Below are 16,866 nucleotides of genomic sequence, written 5' to 3'. Positions count from 1 at the left end.
TGTCAGGGGCACGGTCCGCCTGCTCGGGGCGTTGGAAGCCGTGGTGGGACACGCTCGCATGAGCCCTCTGCCGCCTGGGCTCCTGCCGTCTGGCGCGCAACTCATTCTCGGCTTTGGCCTCGGGATGCGATACGAGACGCTCGTACCACCACGGGCTCGCAGCGGGTCTCCTTCTGTTTTCAGGGGGGGCTCGAACAGGGGACGGGCGGCTTGGACCTCGGAGTCAACCTCACGGTTACGGGGCCTGGGACGTCCGAAATCGGGGGCAGGAATCCCGATCGCGTGTGCGTGGTTCTTTCACTCCCTGAACGGATCCCCCCTGAGGAGGACGAGGTCTTTCGTGTCGGAACTCGGCAAACGTATCGGACAGCGTATTCGTGAACTTCGCACCCAGCGCCCGGAGCGGTGGACGCAGGAGGAGCTCGCGGAGCGGGCGCAGATCAGCGTCTCCTTCCTCTCGATGATTGAGCGGGGCGAGCGGGTCGCGCATGTGGAAACCCTTGCCGCCCTGGCCAACGCCCTGGGCGTGAGCCTGGGTGAGCTCTTCGCTGGAACGGAGGAGACGCCGGCGCAGACGGAGGACTTGCTGCGGCCGTTGTCGGACTTCGCTCGAGCGAGGGGCCTTACCGCCCGGGACGTCGACCGCCTGCTGGGCGTGGCGCGAGCCATGTTCAGCGGCTCGGCGGCCTGACCCCGGCGCCCTGATGGGCTGCCGTCCTTGACGGGACGCATCTGAGACCGGGAAGATGGGAAGTGTTGGCTGTGCGTCACCGGCGCGCGGCGCTCTTCCCTCTTGAAGGAGTCTTCTCAGATGCGTCTGGGTCTCGCCGTGTGTGTGGCGGTCGCGAGTGGAATGCTCGTGGCCTGCCAGGGCCCGCTCCCGGCCACGCTGGAGTTCGTGGAGCAGTCTCCCCTGCAGCCCAAGTTGGGGGAGATCACCACGTTGCGCTTTCGCGCGATCGACTCCCGTGGTCAGCCGCAGGCGGGTGTGCATGTCACCTTCGAGGTGCAGGCACCCGTCTCCGGCGTTGAAATCAACCCCACCGAGGCCACCACCGACGTGAGCAACGGCATCGCCTCCACCCAGGTGGTGGCCAAGGGCGGCCGTGTTTCGTCCGTGGTGGTGACGGCCCGCGTGGGGGACAAGTCGGCGACCAGCCCCGCGGTCACCTTCGCCGGCTCCAACTCCAACTCGCGCCAGTTCACCTTCCAGTGCGGCTCCATCTCCGGCACCGGCTCGGGTGGTATTCACGCGATTGGCGCCTTCGACGAGACGCGTCACCTCATCGCCGGCGTGAAGGTGGACTGCATCGCCCACGTGGCGGACCGCAATGGTGATGGCATCGCCGGCGCGCAGGTCTCCTTCCTCACCGAGGCGGGCACCATCGGCCCGAGCTCCACCAGCCTCACGGACGTGGTGGGCAACGCGCAGATTCTCTACAAGACCTCGCTGCCCATGCCGGACGACGTGCCCCCGGCCTCCTTCACCTGGGCTCCCCCCAACGACGCCACCCACACGGGCGAGTACCTCGTGCCCTTGTGGATGCACCCGTTCGAGTGGACGGAGGATCCGATCGCCAACTACGGCAAGGAGCCCACCCGCAACGAGCCGCGCCGGTTGGATCCCATCCGGCAGGACCGCGGCGGCAACCCCCTCACCAACAACCCGCGCGACAACCTGGTGAGCATGATCGCCGTCACCTCGGGTGAGGAGGCCTTCGACGACCTCAACAACAACGGCGTGCACGACGACAGCGAGCCGTACGTGGACCTCACCGAGCCCTTCGTCGACAACAACGACAACGGCACCTGGGACAAGGGCGAGCGCTACGTCGACTCCAACGGCAACGGCGTCTGGGACGGCAAGAACGGCAAGTACGACGCCATCACCCTCATCTGGGTGCAGGAGCGCATCCTCTGGACGGGCTGGCCGCACGCCGAGGACCGCACCCTGGCCAGCTCGCGCAACCCCAGCCCCGTCGTGCGCGCGCTCAACCCCCCGCCCGTCAAGCAGCACCTGGACAAGTTCGACGCCCTGTTCGCCGAGTTCCTCGTGGCCGACCCCTGGTTCAACAGCATCGCGCGCAACGGCAACGACGACGGCTGCGAGTCCGGCACCGTGGGCCCGGTGGAAGTGGCCAAGCTCACCAAGGGCCGCGCCTTCACCTACCCGGCGTACACGCTCATGCGCTACGTCATCAAGGACGTGCGCGACCCCACCAACCCGGACGTGCCCAACTACACCGTCGCCATCGACTGGGAGGTGCAGGCCACGTGCACCTTCACCGCCGCGAATCTCGACGGCCACACGGCGCTCATCGACGCGCCTCGCGTCTTCGGCGATATCTTCCCGTGACGCGGGCCCGGCAAGGGCATTGACCCCGGGCTCCTCCCTCCGTAGCGTCCTCCCCGGCTGATTGGCGAATCAACCGGGGAGACACAGCGCGTGAGTCAGCGGCAGAACAAGTCGGAGGGGGCGGGGAGTCGGGAGAACGAGCGCCGCCGCACCATCCTGCGAGCGGCGATCGACGTGTTCGCGCGCAAGGGCTACCACGGCTGCCGCATCGCGGACGTGGCGCGCGAGGCGGGCGTGGCCTACGGGCTCGTCTACCACTACTTCAAGAACAAGGACGAGCTGCTGGAGACCGTCGTGGAGACGGGGTGGAGCGGCTTCGTCTCGCGCATGCGCGCGGTGGCCGAGGACGAGAGCACCTCGCTCCAGGAGAAGGTGCGCGGCGTGGCGGACGTGGCCTTCGAGGCCTACCGGGTGGACCCGCGCGCGGTGAAGGTGCTCATCCTCGAGGTGGCCCGCAGCCCCGCCGGTACCCAGATCGTCAGCCGGCAGCAGGCCTTCCTCGACACCATCCGCATGTCCGCGAACATGTTCGCGCGCGCCCAGGCCGCCGGCGAGCTGCGCCCGGACATGGACCCCATGCTGTGCGCCTCGCTCCTCTTCGGCGCCATTGAGCTGGGGCTCACCGCCTTCGTGTCGGGCCTGGTGGAGGACCGCAGCCCCGAGGCCCTCGAGCGCGCCAAGGTGCAGATCGCCGAGTCCTTCCTTCACGGCGTGCTTCCCGGCGCCGCCACTGCCTCGGAGGCCTCATGGAAGCAGGAGAAAGCGTCGTCCGGTACCAGGCCGAAGGCGGGCAAGCGCTCCTGACGATTGACCGGCCGAGGGCGCGCAACGCGCTCTCGCCCGAGGTGCTCCACGGGTTGCTGGCCGCGCTCGACAAGGCGGAGGCGGACCCGGCGGTGCGCGTGGTGGTGCTCACCGGCGCGGGCCAGAAGGTGTTCTGCGCCGGGGGAGACTTGGGGCAGATGGGCGGGGACGGCGGTTTCCTCGCCACCCATGAGGGCCGCCGCACCTATGGCCGGCTGCTGCTGCGGCTGCAGGACGTTCGCAAGCCCACGGTGGCGCGCGTCAACGGGCACGCGCTCGCGGGCGGGCTCGGGCTGGTGCTCGGGTGCGACCTGGCCGTGGCCGCCGAGCACGCGGAGCTGGGCACGCCGGAGATCGACGTGGGGCTCTTCCCCATGATGATGATGGCGCTGCTGCAGCGGCACGTGGGCCGCAAGCGGGCGCTGGAGATGGTGCTCACGGGGGAGCGGATGGGCGCGCGGGAGGCGCTCGCGCTGGGGCTGCTCAACCGGGTGGTGCCCGCGGCGGAGCTGGACGCGGCGGTGGCGGGGCTCGCGGGGAAGCTCGCGGGCAAGAGCCAGGCGGTGCTCGCCCTGGGCCGCCGCGCCTTCTTCACCGCCGAGGACCTGCCGCTGCCCGCGGCGCTCGAGTACCTGTCCTCCCAGCTGTCCCTCAACGTGCTGGCCGAGGACGCCGCCGAGGGTGTCACAGCCTTCATCGAGAAGCGTCCCCCCAAGTGGAACGACCGCTGAGTTTCTGGAGTCCCGGAGGAGGAGAGCCCCATGCCGCTGTCGAAGGACAAGGTCGTCGTCACCTGCGCGCTGACGGGCGTGCTGGCCAAGAGAGACCAGTGCCCGTACCTGCCGTACTCGCCGGTGGAGATCGGCGAGGAGGCCCGCCGCGCCTACGAGGCGGGTGCCGCGGTGGTGCACATCCACGGCCGCGAGCCCGACTCGGGTGAGCAGACGTGGAGCGCGGACATCTACGGGCAGATCAAGGAGGAGGTGCGCAAGCGCAGCCCCATCATCGTCAACTTCTCCACCGGCGGCTTCAACATGGGCGTCGAGTCCGAGGCGGAGAAGAAGGAGCGCCTGGCCTACGTGTGGAAGACGCGGCCGGAGATGGCCGCGCTCAACATGGGCTCGATGAACTACGCGAAGTATTCGGAGAAGCGGAAGGGCTTCGTCTTCGACTTCGTGTTCCCCAACCCCTTCTCGGACATCCTCCTGGCCGCGGACGCCATGCGCGAGGGCGGGGTGAAGCCGGAGCTGGAGTGCTTCGACCTGGGCCACGTGCACAACGCGGAGCCGCTCTTGCAGATGGGCGCGCTCAAGGGCCCGCTGCAGTACAGCTTCATCCTCGGGGTGCTCGGCGGCGTGGCGCCCACGGCGGAGAACCTGCTGGCCATGGCGCGGCAGATTCGCCCCGAGGACACCTGGGAGGTGATTGGCATCTCCCGGGTGCAGTGGAAGCTGGTGGCCTCGGCGCTGGTGCTGGGCGGCAACATCCGCGTGGGGCTCGAGGACAACTTCTACCTGGACCCGGCCGGCAAGGAGATGGCCAAGGGCAACGGGCCGCTGGTGGAGAAGGCGGTGCGGCTGGCGCGGGACATCGGCCGCGAGCCGATGAGCCCGGACGAGGCCCGGGCCGCGCTCGGCATCGGCCAGTCCTGGTAGGCCCGGCTCAGCGCTACGGCTTGTCGCGCTGGGTAACCGCCGGCGCGCCGGTGCCGAAGTCGAGCTTGAGCAGCGTCTCGCCGTCCACCCACATGTCGTCCACCTTCACGCCCCAGTGGAGGTGGGGGCCGGTGACGCGGCCGGTGGAGCCCACCTTGCCCAGGAGCTGGCCGCGCTCCACGCGCTGGCCGTCCTTCACGTCCGTGGCGGACAGGTGGAAGTACGCCGTGTAGAGGCCGGCCCCGTGGTAGACGAGCACCGTGTTGCCCGAGGCGTAGGCCTCGCGCGTCATCACCACCGTGCCCGCGTTGGCCGCGTACACGGGCTCGCCCACGGCGCCGCGCAGGTCGGTGCCGTAGTGCTGGCTCTGCTTCTTCCCGTTGAAGGTGCGCAGGTCGCCAAAGGGCGCGGTGATGGTGACCTGGCGCGGCCAGGCGAAGTTCTCCGCGAAGAGCGGCGAGACGAAGGACTGCGCGAAGGCCGTGGCGAAGGCGGCCTTGTCCGCCTCCTGACGCGCCTGTACCTCGGGGGGCGGCTGGGGGGTGGTGAATTTGTTGGCCACCTTCAGCTTGCGCTCCGGCCAGCCCGGGGGCACCACGGCCAGCGAGCCGGTGAGCTCCGTGGGCGCGGCCTCGCCCGTGGCCGGCACCGACACCTTCACCGGCACCGCGCCCGGCGTCTGCTCCACCGGAAGGCCCGTGAGGGCCTGGAAGCCCTCGCGCGTCGGGTAGAAGCGCAAGGGCCGCTCGCCGAGGGAGCCCGTGGGCACCTGGGTGAGGCCTCGCACGGTGACGAGCACCGGGTCGCCCGGATGGGCGGCCGTGGGCTGGAGGGAGAGGAGGGGACGCTCCTCGGCGGCGAGAGCGGACAGGCCGAGGGCCAGCAGGAGGAACGGAAGCCGACGGAGGGGGGCGGTATACACGGGCGCGAGATATGCGTGCGCCGGGGGCGAGCGTCAACGAATGCCGACCTCGGCAACCCCCCCGAGTGTCCGCCGCGTGGCTGTCAGCGCCGACTCCCAACGGGAAGGACAGCGCACGCTCCTCCCTTCGAGGAGTAGACGGACGAGCGAGCCCCCGTGAGCCTCAGCGTTCCCTCTGCGGCCCTGGCTTCTTAGTTTGCGCGCATCCGTTTTCTTGGGCGTTTTTCTGGGGCGTTTTCGAGGGGGAGAATTTCGGATGCCGCGTTCCTACAGCTTCGACCACTTCACCGTAGCCAAGACCTCGACTCCGAGCCGTGGTCTGCGACGCCGGGCCAGGCAGAGCGAGTCCGAGCGGCGCGCGACGGAGCGCCGGGGCGACAAGGAAATCCATTACGGCCGCAACCACGCCGAGACCGAGGAGATGTTCCATGTGCGCGCGATGAACGCGCAGCTCGAGGCGCTCGCGGGCCTGTCGCCCAACGCGCCGGTGAAGCCCACCGCGACCAACCGCGGCCAGCCCATTGGCGCGCTGCCGGTGGCCACCGAGGAGCCGCTGCCCTCGCGCACCGCGCTGACGGACGTGTACGACGAGGCCCTGCGCCAGTTCCGCGCCCTGCAGTCGGGCCTCGAGGACGTCACCCGGGCCACGGGGCGGCTGCTGTCGCTGCCCATGGAGGCGGCGCGTCTGGCCGCGCAGCGGCTGCGTCTCGTGCAGGGCTGACCAGGGACGGTTCGCTCCGTGGAGCTGACGCTCGTTTCCTACAACATCCACAGTGGCGTCGGGACGGACGGGCGCTTCGACCTGAACCGGGTGGGTGCGGTGTTGCGTGAAGTCAACGCGGACATCATCGCCCTCCAGGAAGTGGGGGACTACCGGGGCGTGACGCCCCGGGAGGACCAGCCCGAGCACCTCGCGGACCTGCTCGGCCTGCACATGGCCTTCGGACCCAACGTGGTGCGCAACGGCCGCCGCTACGGCAACGCCATCCTCTCCCGGCTGCCCATCCTCAAGTCGAAGAACTACGACCTGAGCGTGGGCCGCCGCGAGCCCCGGGGCGCCCTGCGCTGTGACCTCGACCTGGGCCAGGGCCGGCAGGTGCACGTCTTCTGCCTGCACCTGGGGCTGAGCATGCGCGAGCGCCGCCGCCAGGAAGCGCTGCTGCTGTCCGCCGACATCCTCCGCGATGCCGTGCGCAGTGATCCGGTGGTGGTGTGTGGAGATTTCAACTATTGGGGACCCGGCGCGGTGCCCGGGCTGGTGCGCCAGGCCATCCACGACGTGGCCCTGGAGCTGGGCAGCCGGGGGCGCACCTACCCCACGCGCTTCCCCCTGCTGCGGCTGGATCGCATCTACGTGGACTCGGGCGTGAGGCCGTTGACGCTGGCCGCCCACCGCACGCCGCTCTCGGAAGTGGCCTCGGACCACCTGCCGCTGGTGATGCGCTTCGAGGCGAACCTGGAGGGCCGGGCCCCGCTCTCTGCACCGGTCGAGCTCATCGGCTAGCCTGGGGGGGCTGGCGCGTTGGATGGCCGACGCTGACGAACGCCGGACACATGGCTCCGCGGCGGGGTTGTCGCGGAGAACAGGGGGGGCCTAGGTTGGGCCCACCGAATGAGAGCGACGGCCGGGGAGCAGATGGGCTTGGGCACCGAACAGGCGGAGCGCGGACTGACCGCGCTCGTCGGACGGCTGACGGATGGTTTCAGCAGACTGGTGACGCAGCACCTCACGCTGGCGCGCGTGGAGTTGATGGAGGACGCGCGCGTCATGGGCCTGGACGTGGCGCTGATCGCCGCCTTCGTGCCCTTCGTGCTGGTGGGCTACACCTTCCTGTGCGGGGCGCTCGTCGTCCTGGTGCAGCCCTGGACGGGCTGGGCCGGTGCGCTCGCGCTGGTGGGCGGGGTGAACCTCGTGGGCGGAGGGGTGGGCATCGCCCGGGCCGTCCGGAGGCTCAAGTCCCACCGGGTCATGGACGAGACCACCGAGGAGCTCAACCGCAGCGTGACGGTGCTCGCCCAGGCGCAGGCCGTGGCGGTACAGCCCGCGGCGCTTCCCCGGGAGGCCGGCCATGGCCGCTGACGGCAAGGCGCGCACCGGGACGCAGACGCCCGAGCAGCTCCGCGCGGAAATCGAGCGCACCCGGGCCGAGCTCATCCACTCCGTGGGCGAGCTGCGCGAGGAGGTGGCCTGGCGCACCGACTGGCGCGAGTGGGTGCGGCGCCGGCCCCTCACGTGCGTGGGCGCGGCTTTTTTCATCGGCTTCCTCATCGGCAATAGCCAACGGCGTTGAGGCGCCCCATCTTCGTTCCACCCTTCAACCCGAGAGGCTGAACTTCCATGGACGTCAATCCGCAGCACCTGCAGGAGAAGGCCCGTCAGCTCCAGGAGAACATGTTGCCGCAGCTGGAGGATGCGCGGCGCAACCTGGAGGAAGTGAACAACCGCGTGGTGGGCTTCATCCGCGCCAACCCGGGCACGTGCCTGCTGGGCGCCGTGGCCCTGGGCTTCATCGTCGGGCGGATTGCCTCCCGCCGCTGAGCGTGTCGCCGTTTCCTCGAAGACTCGGAGTACCAACATGACGACCTTCCAGAGCAACCCGGGCAATGGCGGCCAGTCGGCCAGCGACAGCCAGACGCAGGGCAACCAGGGGCAGGCGGGCTTCGGCCATAAGGTGGACCGGATCGGCACGGACGCGCAGCAGTTGTGGGACGACGCGCGCGGCGCGGTGACGGACCTGCGCGACACGATGGACCTCAAGGGCCGCGTGGAGCGCAACCCGTACCTGATGGTGGCCGCGGCCCTCGGCGTGGGCTACGTGCTCGGCGGAGGCCTCTTCACGCGCACCACCGGGCGCATCCTCCGGCTGGGCGTGCGGCTGGCGGCGCTGCCCATGGTGAAGGACGAGCTCATCGGCATGGCCGAGGCGGCCCTGCACGGCGTCGAGGTGGGCGCCGGCCGCGTGTCGAACATGACCGGGGGCGGTGGCGGGACGGGCGGCGCGGGCGGTCCCCAGGGCTCGCAGGTGTGATTCACTGGTTTCCCCACTCGCCACACATGGAGCTCCCGCGATGTTCAGCGCCAGAGACCTGAAGAAGATGGACAAGGACGACGTGCTCGAGTTGCTCGGCCTGGAGAGCAAGAAGGGCCCCGCGGACTGGCTGTTGCCCACGCTGGGTGCCTTCTCCGTGGGCCTGCTGGTGGGCGCGGGCCTCGGCCTGCTGATGGCGCCCAAGCCCGGCGCCGAGCTGCGCGATGACCTGCGCAGCCGGTTGCAGGGGGGCCAGGACTCGCTGGCCAACGGCGACGGCCAGCGCTCCGAGTCCGTGTCCCGCGGCGTCTGAGCCCCGGGAGTCCGAAGCTCCGCCCGTGAACCGGGCGGCCCTCGAGGGGCGATCCGCTGAAGTCGGGTCGCCCCTTCTACTTTCCAGGCGGTAGACTCCGAGCCCATGCGAGAGCGCGCGGCGTGACGTCGAGGAAGGAGCGCAAGCCAGCGGGCGGTAGGGGCCGGGCGGGGAAGGGGCCCGCCAAGGGCGGGGGTGCGTCGAAGCGCGAGGAGTCGCCGCGGCGGCGGGACACGCCCCGGGAGATTCCCGCCATCGACGAGGCGTGGGTGGAGGAAAGCCCACTCCCCGCGCCCGTGCGGAGCCATCGGCCGGCCCGGGACGGGACGCGAGCGCCCTCCGCCGGGATTCCGCTCGGGCACCTGGCCTCGCTGCGCCGGCACACGCCGGAAGCCATGCCCGCGGTGGGTGCGAAGGAAGAGAAGGCCCTGGCGCGCACCGGCACCGTGCCGACGGCCCGGCCGGAGACGCCACGCGAGCCGCCCCCACCCGGAGCCTCCGCCGAGTCGGTGATTCGCGGAGCCCTGGCCCGAGTGCGAGGCCTGGAGACGCTGGAGCCCGCCTATGACGCGTGGCTCGAATTGCGGCTGGCGCACGGCGCCGCGAGGTTGCGCTTCCAGGAGGAGCACGAGCGGCTGGAGCAGCAGGGCTCCTTCCTGGTGGGCGCGGTGCGGGCGGCGAGCCAGGAGCGGGCGTCCGTGGGCTCGGCACCCACGGCGGAGTCGGCGCTCACCCCGGCGGACGCGCCCATGCGGGACTTCCTGCGCCAGGCCGAGGAGAAGCTGATGCGGGCGCGCGAGGCGCTCGCGAAGGACGAGGCCGAGCGCGAGTCCCGCTACCGGACGGCCTTCGAGGAACTGCGCGCCACCATCCGGGACAGGGTGCGGCGCTACCTGGCCGCGTCGCCTCCACGCCTGCGGTTGCTGCTGCGCAAGGTGGGCGCCACGCGCGCCGTGCTGCATGTGGAGCGGGTGAGTGGGGACGCGCCGCTGCTGCTGCTGTACCTCTTCGCCGAGCGCATTCCCTCGCGCTACGGCTTCCTCTTCGACGACTCCACGGAGGACGTGTCCCTGCCCCCGGCGCCGCTCTACGCGGAGGAGGGCGTCGCGCCGGGCGAGGTGCGTCCGGAGGCCCTGGCGCTGGTGGAGCGGGTGCGCGTGCCGGGCGAGGTGCTGCCGGTGAAGGGCTTCCTGCCCGTCTTCGTGCCGCGGCCCGAGGGAGGTGAGGACTTCTTCCGCCTCCTGCAGCGCGGGCCGGTGATGGAGGTGGAGGTGGCCGAGGGCCCCGGCTTCCGGGGCATCCTCACCCGCGAGGAGTCCGAGCGCTTCGCGGGGCACCTGCTGCGCCTCAAGCTCGAGGGCAGGCTCGAGCTCGAGGTGGAGGCGGGCTGAGCGCGCGGGCTACTGCGTGCGGACGAAGCCCAAGTCCGCGGTGCCCACCAGCAGGGCGCTGCCGTAGAAGAGGTTGTCGGACTCGGCGCCGCCCATCCTCACCGTCTGGAAGGTGACGAGGTAGTTGCTGCCCGGCTGGGGGAAGGCGGTGCCGGGGATGGCGATCGTCGCCTTCTGCCACTCGACGGGCAGGGCCACGAGCTGGAGGAACTCCAGCGGCTCCTTGGGCACGTTGGTGTAGGTGGGCTCACCCTTCTCGCCGTTGGAGCCCAGCGGGAAGACGGTGACGAAGCCGAGCGTGCGCTCCACATTGGGGGCCACCGACGGCCGCTGCAGCGTGAGGCCCTGGTTGGCGGTGAGCCGCACGTAGCCCGAGGCCGGGTGGAGCGCTTCAATCCGCTCGAGGGCCGGCGCGTCCATCACCTGGCCCACGTACGAGCTGCCGCCCTGCGCGGCGACGAAGTTGTAGGTGGCGCCGGACTTGTACTTCACGCCGCCGTCCTCGCCGAAGTCGCTCGTGACGCTGTAGGTGCCCACGCCCTTGTTGTCGAGGGGGATGGAGGTGCCGTTCTGGACGTCGATGCGGACGGTGGCGTCGGCGAGGGGGGCCGGGGCGCCGGTGTCTCCATTGCGCGTGCCGAAGAAGACGAGGGCGGCCGTCTGGCCCGGGATGGTCTGTTGGTCGGCGAAGCCGCCATCGGTCCGGGGCGTGCCGGCGTCGAACCCGGCCATGGCGGTGGGCGAGAAGCTCACGTCGGGCGTGGAGAACAGGGTGCCCACCATCACCTTCTCGGCGAGGATTTGATTGCCCGTCTTGGTGAAGTCGCAGGCAAGGGGGGTGAGCAGGAGAGCGGTGGCGGCGGCGGACAGCAGGAGGCGTTTCATAAGCGTCTTTCCGGGAGGACGACCCGGCGGGCGAGCATACCAGGGCCACGCGAGGGCTGGGACCGTGGGCCGAACGCGCTATGGTGCCGCTGCCCGTGCGAAGCCTTCCCATCTACTCGGCCGGTCTCCGCTTCCTGCAGCGGCTCGGCTATTCGCTCCTGCAGGCCACGCTCTTCGGCGCCATTCTCGGGCTGCTGGTGTACTACCGCGTCCCGCGCGCGCAGCTGTCCGAGGAGGCCACGCCCATCGCGCTGCTCGCCCGGCCCTCGGCCTGGTTGCAGTCCTGGGAGCGCGGCACCTACGACTGGCGCGTGCGCTCGCTGGGAGGCCGCTCCTCGCGCTCGGATCGCGTGGTGGTGGTGGCGCTCGACGACGAGACGCTCGCCGAGGCCCGCCAGGACGAGCACCCGGGCATCGCCTCCAACCCGTGGCCCCGGGAGATTTTCGGAGGCCTGTCCAACCGGCTCGTCGACGAGGGCGCGGAGCTGGTGCTGCTCGACTTCCCCTTCACCGAGCTGAGCCCGCGCGCCTGCCTGGCGCAGGGGACGCCGGGCCTCGAGGGGCTGGACGACGACCGGGCCTTCCGCAAGCTGTTGGACCGCAACCCGGGCAAGTCGGTGCTGGCCTTCTCGTGGACGCCGGATCGGGGCATCCCCGCGGGCAGCCGGCTGTGGCCGTACCGGGTGCGGCTGGGCAGCTACGCGAGCGCGGCGGACGCGCGGGCCCGGGTGCAGTCGGTGCTGGCGGACCAGAGGCCGGCGTACCTGCTGCCCTCGGGGAACGCGGTGGAGGTGTGGGCGGGCGTGGCCAGCGAGCAGGAGGGCCAGAGGGTGGCCCTGGCGCAGGGCGTGCGCGAGCCGTCGAAGGTGCAGGAGCGGCGCATCACGGACGACACGTACCGCGTGGGCCCGCTCGAGCTCTTCATCTCCCTGGCCGAGGTGGAGGTGGAGGGGCTGGACGCGGCACAGCTGGAGGAGGTGCGGCAGCTGGAGCACCCGGTGGCGCCGCTGCTGGGCTCGGCGAGCCTCTATGGCGCCATCACCGTGCCGGCGGAGCCAGACGGGGTGGTGCGGGCGGTGCCGCACCTGGTGAGCTACCGCTCGCGCGAGGGCAACCGGCACGTGCTGCCCTCGATGCCGCTGGCGGCGGCGATGCGCCTGGCGAGCTCGCGCCAGCTCCGGTACGCGGACGGCCGGCTGTACGTGGGAGATCGCTTCTCCATCCCCATGGACGAGTCCGGCTACAGCCTGGTGCGCTGGGACGCGGCGGAAGTGGGGCGGGGCTCGCGGGGCTCGGTGTCGCGGGCGATTCCCGCGTGGAACGTGCTGCTCAACCTCTTCGCCGTGCGCGAGGGCGTGCCTCCCCGGGCGGTGCACGATATCGAAGGCCGCCTCATCGTCTTCACCAACACCTCGCGCCAGGCGATGGACTTCCAGCACACGCCCATCGGCGAGCGGACGCCCTCGGGCGCGGTGCTCGCGCAGTCGCTGGTGAACCTGCTGCAGTCCGAGGGCATCACCCGCGCCACGCCGCGCACGGACCTGTTCCTCACGCTGGGGCTGGCGCTGGTGGGGGCCTTCGTGGCGCTCACCTTCAACCGGGGCCTGCGCTCCTTCGGGGACGTGCTGCTGTACCTGGCCGCCATGGTGGCGCTGGGGCTGCTCTACGCGGGCGTGGCCTGGTACGTCTTCGTCAACGAGCTGGTGTGGGTGGCGATGATGGGCCCGCTGCTGGCCATGGGCCTCACCTTCATCTTCACCATCGTCCAGGCCTCGCGCACCGAGCGGCAGCTGCGCCACTTCATCACCGATGTGCTCGGCCGCTACGTGCACCCCGAGGTGGCGCGGCTCGTCACGAGGGACCTGCGCCTGCTCACGCGCCCGGAGCGCCGCGAGGTGACGGTCTTCTTCTGCGACCTCGATGGCTTCTCGAAGCTGTCGGGGCAGCTGCCGCCCGAGCGGCTCGTCCAGCTGCTCAACGACTACCTGACGGAGATGACGGACGTGGTGCGCGCCACGCACGGGCAGGTGGACAAGTACATCGGCGACGCGGTGATGGCCTTCTGGGGCGCGCCGGTGCGCACGGACCGGCACGCGCACCGGGCCTGCGAGGCCGCGCTGAAGGTGCGCGAGGTGCTGGCCGAGCGCCAGGAGTACTGGGACAAGACGTACGGCCACCACCTGCAGTGCCGCATCGGCATCGACAGCGGCGAGGTGCTGGTGGGCGGCATGGGCAGCGACTTCGAGTCCAAGTACTCGGTGATGGGCGAGTCGGTGAAGCTGTCCATGTTCCTGGAGAGCCTCAACCGGGGCTACGGCACCTTCGTGCTGGTGGGGGACTCGGCGGCGAAGCTGGCGCAGGACGCCTACGTCTTCCGCGAGGTGGACCGGGTGCGGCTCAAGGGCCGGGCCGAGCCCATGCGCATGCACGAGCTGGTGGGCCGCAAGGGAGAGATTTCCCCGCGGGTGCAGGCGCAGCTGGCGCTCTACGAGCAGGCGCTCACCGCGTACCACCAGCGGCGCTTCGACGAGGCGCTGGCGCTGTTCACGCGGGGCGTGGAGGAGCTCCAGGACGCGGTGGCCGGCGTGTACGCCGAGCGCTGCCGCAAGCTCTCCTCGGTGGCGCCCCCGGAGGACTGGGACGGCGTGTTCTCGCTCGAGGGGCAGTGACGGGAGGCTAGTCGTCCGCCTCGTCCGGGTGGCCGAAGAGCTCGACGACGGGCTGGTCCTGCTCGATGTGCCAGGCCACCACGCGCCGCATCTTCTCCGGCGTCATGTGCGAGTAGTACGCCTCGCCCTCCCAGCCCATGAGCTGGTAGTCCTCGGGGGAGAGCGGATCCCTCTTGCGGCCCGTCTCCTCGCGGATGACGACGTTGGGCCCCATGTGGCAGAAGCCGTAGCAGCCGCCCCGGTACAGCTCGCAGCGCACCTGCAGCTTCCGGGAGGACAGCTCGTCGCGAGCGGCCGCGGCCACAGCGTCGGAGCCGCCGGCCTTGCAGCTCGAGCCCTTGCACACGGAGAGGCGGTAGCGCTTCATGCGCCATCCACCCTACGGAGTTTGCGAGAGGCTGGAAAGGGTCGCGCGGCCGAGGAGGGCCAGCCCCCTCGCATGCCGGGAGCGGGGTTGTACGGCTGCAATGCGGCTGCACCTGCACTCGCACTGCGCCTGAAAAAGCACCGGCCCGCCGTTCCACCGCGCAGGCGGGGAGGGCGGGCCGGGAGCGGGGCACCGGACGAGCTACTTGAGGAACTTCGTCACGGGTACCGGGCCCTCGTTGGAGACGACGGTGCGGCTGGCCGGGGCGGCGGGGGCGGCGGGGGCGGCGTGGCCGTGGCCCGCCTCGAGCTGCGCGGGGTGGTGCGACTCGTGGCCCTCGCCGATGCGGGTGTGGGCCTCCTTGTGCGTGTGCTCCGGCCGCTCCGAGCCCGGGCGCTTGTTCCACGGGTCGGACGGGTGGGAGACGGCGGGCCCCTTGAGCAGCTTGGGGATGTCGTAGACGAAGCCCTGCCGGTTGTACTCGGGCGGCGTGTGCGTGTACGTGTCCATGCGGATGGCGTCCTTGGGGCACGCGTCCACGCACAGGCCGCACACGATGCAGCGCAGCTCGTCGATGACGAACTGGGTGGGGAACTTCTCGATGACGCGCGAGCCCGCCTCGGCCGCGTCCGTCTCGTACTCACCCGCCTCGATGTAGATGCACTGGGCCGGGCAGATGGTGGCGCACATGTAGCACGCCACGCAGCGCGGCTTGCCGTCGTCGCGGGGAACCAGGCGGTGCAGGCCACGGTAGCCCGGGGGATAGGGGACCTTCTCCTCGGGGTACTGCACCGTGGTGATCTGACTGAAGCCCTTGCGGTCCTCGAATGGAACGCCCACCTCGCGCGTCCCGAAGAGGTTGCGCAGGAAGTGCCGGGTGGTGATGGCCAGACCCTTGATCAGCTCCGGAATGTAGGAGCGCTCGCGGATGTCGGTGCGGGGCTCCTGAGTCGCGTTGTAAGCCATGGTGTCTGTCTCTCCGCTCGACTAGTGCGAGGCCGTGGCGGCACCGGAGTGCGCACCGGCATGGGTGTCCGCGTGGGCCGTGGCGGCATGCGCGTGGGCGGGCAGGCCGTGCCCGTGGTCGTCGTGGCCGTGGCCGCCGTGAGCGCCGCCGTGGCCGTGACCCTCGTGGCCCTCTTCCTTCTTGGCGCCCGAGGACAGGGTCAGCGCCACCAGGACGCCGATCTCCAGCAGGCCGAACACAGCCAGCGCCCGGAGGGACGGATCCCACAGCACCAGCGCGCCGGTGACGAACACGTTGATGAGGCCGGTGGGGAAGAGGATCTTCCAGCCCAGCGTCTGGATCTGATCGTAGCGGAAGCGCGGCATCGTCCAGCGGATGGCCAGCTGCAGCCAGACGAAGAACATCACCTTCGCCCAGAACACGGTGCCCATCACGGTGCCGTACAGCCAGCCGTGCTCCTTCATGATGGCCAGGTTGGACAGCCACTCGCCACCGATGGGCAGGTGGTAGCCGCCGAAGAAGAGCACCACGATCAGACCCGACAGGACCACGATCTCCACGAACTCGGAGATCATGAACAGGCCGAACTTCATGCCCGAGTACTCGACGAAGTAGCCGATGATCTCCGACTCACCTTCCGGTGTGTCGAAGGGGGCGCGCTTGGTCTCCGCGAAGGCCGCGGCGAAGAAGAGGAAGAAGCCGAGCGGCTGCAGCAGGAAGCCCCACGCGGGGATGCCGACGTCGAAGCCGCCGATGCTGCCGGACCACAGGTAGCGGGCCTGGCCACTGGCGGCAACGCCCGTGCCCAGCTCATTGGTCAGGTTGCCCACGAAGGCGGGCAGCTGCACCGTGGAGAAGGCCAGCATCAGTCCCACCAGCGACAGGCCGAGCGCCACTTCGTAGGAGATCATCTGCGAGGAGGCGCGGACGCCACCGAGCAGCGCGAACTTGTTGTTGGAGGACCAGCCGGCCAGCGACGTGCCGTACACCGCCAGCGAGGCGATGGCGAACACGTAGAGGATGCCGAAGTCCGGGGTGGCCACCACCATGTCCACCGTCTTGCCGAACACCGACACGGTGGGACCGGCGGGCACCACCGCGAACAGCGCGAAGATGGGCCCGAAGGCCAGCATGGGCCCCAGGTTGTAGAGCAGCCGGTTGGCCGTGGCGGGGAAGAAGTCCTCCTTGAACAGCATCTTCATGCCGTCCGCGAGGAAGTGGGGGATGCCCACCAGGGCGTTGTCCTTGAGGCCGGGCAGGTTGATGCGCGCGCGGTTGGGACCGATGCGGTCCTGCATCAGCGCGCTCCACTTGCGCTCGGCCACCGTGAGCAGGGACGCGATGCCCATCACCACGGCGATCATCAGGATGACCAGGTTCGTCAGGCGGCTGGCGCCCGGGAAGAGGCCCTCCGCGAGGCCGCCCAGGGCATACGCCGCGGCCATGATGCCCACGAAGTGGGCGAACATGATGCCGAACCAGAAGAGGATGGTGAGTATGCGCTTCAT

The 16,866-nt window shown here is 70.4% G+C and carries 19 protein-coding genes; 14 read left to right on the top strand and 5 right to left on the bottom strand.

Annotation, left to right across the window (positions count from 1 at the left end; translation table 11 throughout):
* The first annotated feature begins 340 nt into the window (after positions 1-340).
* The 5 genes from ACJ8AN_RS03160 (at position 341) to ACJ8AN_RS03140 (ending at position 4,815) form a co-directional block, all read left to right on the top strand.
* Positions 341-691 carry a helix-turn-helix domain-containing protein gene (locus ACJ8AN_RS03160; protein ID WP_108074726.1) on the top strand — a complete coding sequence of 117 codons (351 nt, stop codon included), beginning with the start codon at positions 341-343 and terminating at the stop codon, positions 689-691.
* Between the two features lie 120 nt (positions 692-811).
* A complete protein-coding gene (locus ACJ8AN_RS03155; protein WP_407753702.1) occupies positions 812-2,356 on the top strand; it encodes a hypothetical protein in 1,545 nt (514 codons plus the stop codon).
* Positions 2,357-2,446: 90 nt separating this feature from the next.
* Positions 2,447-3,160, top strand: coding sequence for a TetR/AcrR family transcriptional regulator (locus ACJ8AN_RS03150; protein WP_407753701.1), 714 nt, complete (start codon positions 2,447-2,449; stop codon positions 3,158-3,160).
* Entirely contained in the window at positions 3,103-3,891 is a 789-nt protein-coding gene (locus ACJ8AN_RS03145; protein WP_407753700.1) for an enoyl-CoA hydratase/isomerase family protein, read from the top strand. The genes ACJ8AN_RS03150 and ACJ8AN_RS03145 overlap by 58 nt, the downstream gene beginning before the upstream one ends.
* A gap of 30 nt (positions 3,892-3,921) precedes the next feature.
* Complete coding sequence (locus ACJ8AN_RS03140; protein ID WP_407753699.1) at positions 3,922-4,815, top strand: 3-keto-5-aminohexanoate cleavage protein; 894 nt, start codon at positions 3,922-3,924, stop codon at positions 4,813-4,815.
* Between the two features lie 13 nt (positions 4,816-4,828).
* Here ACJ8AN_RS03140 and ACJ8AN_RS03135 read toward each other — a convergent pair whose 3' ends face one another.
* Complete coding sequence (locus ACJ8AN_RS03135) at positions 4,829-5,737, bottom strand: M23 family metallopeptidase (protein ID WP_407753698.1); 909 nt, start codon at positions 5,735-5,737, stop codon at positions 4,829-4,831.
* Between the two features lie 256 nt (positions 5,738-5,993).
* Between ACJ8AN_RS03135 and ACJ8AN_RS03130 the strand changes: the two genes are divergently transcribed.
* The 8 genes from ACJ8AN_RS03130 to ACJ8AN_RS03095 all read left to right on the top strand — a co-directional run bounded on the left by ACJ8AN_RS03130 (position 5,994) and on the right by ACJ8AN_RS03095 (position 10,470).
* Positions 5,994-6,458 (top strand): hypothetical protein, encoded by a 465-nt coding sequence (locus ACJ8AN_RS03130; RefSeq protein WP_407753697.1) that lies wholly within the window; start codon positions 5,994-5,996, stop codon positions 6,456-6,458.
* 18 nt (positions 6,459-6,476) lie between these two features.
* The gene (locus tag ACJ8AN_RS03125) at positions 6,477-7,241 is read left to right on the top strand and encodes an endonuclease/exonuclease/phosphatase family protein (RefSeq protein WP_407753696.1); all 765 of its coding nucleotides are present in this window, start codon (positions 6,477-6,479) and stop codon (positions 7,239-7,241) included.
* A 108-nt stretch (positions 7,242-7,349) separates the two neighbouring features.
* The gene (locus ACJ8AN_RS03120; RefSeq protein ID WP_407753695.1) at positions 7,350-7,817 is read left to right on the top strand and encodes a phage holin family protein; all 468 of its coding nucleotides are present in this window, start codon (positions 7,350-7,352) and stop codon (positions 7,815-7,817) included.
* The gene (locus ACJ8AN_RS03115) at positions 7,807-8,028 is read left to right on the top strand and encodes a DUF3618 domain-containing protein (RefSeq protein ID WP_407753694.1); all 222 of its coding nucleotides are present in this window, start codon (positions 7,807-7,809) and stop codon (positions 8,026-8,028) included. Before ACJ8AN_RS03120 ends, ACJ8AN_RS03115 begins: the two co-directional genes overlap by 11 nt.
* A gap of 47 nt (positions 8,029-8,075) precedes the next feature.
* Positions 8,076-8,276 carry a hypothetical protein gene (locus ACJ8AN_RS03110; protein WP_407753693.1) on the top strand — a complete coding sequence of 67 codons (201 nt, stop codon included), beginning with the start codon at positions 8,076-8,078 and terminating at the stop codon, positions 8,274-8,276.
* A 37-nt stretch (positions 8,277-8,313) separates the two neighbouring features.
* Positions 8,314-8,766: a hypothetical protein gene (locus ACJ8AN_RS03105; RefSeq protein ID WP_407753692.1), complete on the top strand. Its 453-nt coding sequence runs from the start codon at positions 8,314-8,316 to the stop codon at positions 8,764-8,766.
* A gap of 40 nt (positions 8,767-8,806) precedes the next feature.
* A complete protein-coding gene (locus tag ACJ8AN_RS03100; RefSeq protein ID WP_407753691.1) occupies positions 8,807-9,079 on the top strand; it encodes a YtxH domain-containing protein in 273 nt (90 codons plus the stop codon).
* A 395-nt stretch (positions 9,080-9,474) separates the two neighbouring features.
* Complete coding sequence (locus ACJ8AN_RS03095; RefSeq protein WP_407753706.1) at positions 9,475-10,470, top strand: hypothetical protein; 996 nt, start codon at positions 9,475-9,477, stop codon at positions 10,468-10,470.
* A gap of 9 nt (positions 10,471-10,479) precedes the next feature.
* Here the strand turns inward: ACJ8AN_RS03095 and ACJ8AN_RS03090 are convergent, their stop codons facing one another.
* Positions 10,480-11,355, bottom strand: coding sequence for a hypothetical protein (locus tag ACJ8AN_RS03090; protein ID WP_407753690.1), 876 nt, complete (start codon positions 11,353-11,355; stop codon positions 10,480-10,482).
* Between the two features lie 95 nt (positions 11,356-11,450).
* Here ACJ8AN_RS03090 and ACJ8AN_RS03085 point away from each other — a divergent pair, with 95 nt between their 5' ends.
* A complete protein-coding gene (locus ACJ8AN_RS03085) occupies positions 11,451-14,024 on the top strand; it encodes a CHASE2 domain-containing protein (RefSeq protein ID WP_407753689.1) in 2,574 nt (857 codons plus the stop codon).
* Between the two features lie 7 nt (positions 14,025-14,031).
* Here the strand turns inward: ACJ8AN_RS03085 and ACJ8AN_RS03080 are convergent, their stop codons facing one another.
* From ACJ8AN_RS03080 to ACJ8AN_RS03070, 3 genes are all read right to left on the bottom strand, one after another.
* On the bottom strand, positions 14,032-14,391 hold the full coding sequence (locus tag ACJ8AN_RS03080; RefSeq protein ID WP_407753688.1) for a (2Fe-2S) ferredoxin domain-containing protein: 360 nt from the start codon (positions 14,389-14,391) through the stop codon (positions 14,032-14,034).
* A 201-nt stretch (positions 14,392-14,592) separates the two neighbouring features.
* On the bottom strand, positions 14,593-15,357 hold the full coding sequence (locus ACJ8AN_RS03075; RefSeq protein WP_407753687.1) for a NuoI/complex I 23 kDa subunit family protein: 765 nt from the start codon (positions 15,355-15,357) through the stop codon (positions 14,593-14,595).
* A gap of 21 nt (positions 15,358-15,378) precedes the next feature.
* Positions 15,379-16,866 carry a complex I subunit 1/NuoH family protein gene (locus ACJ8AN_RS03070; protein WP_407753686.1) on the bottom strand — a complete coding sequence of 496 codons (1,488 nt, stop codon included), beginning with the start codon at positions 16,864-16,866 and terminating at the stop codon, positions 15,379-15,381.

The organism is Archangium sp. (genome assembly GCF_045802675.1).
Lineage (GTDB): Bacteria > Myxococcota > Myxococcia > Myxococcales > Myxococcaceae > Archangium.
This window is presented reverse-complemented; position numbering and strand designations above follow the sequence as displayed.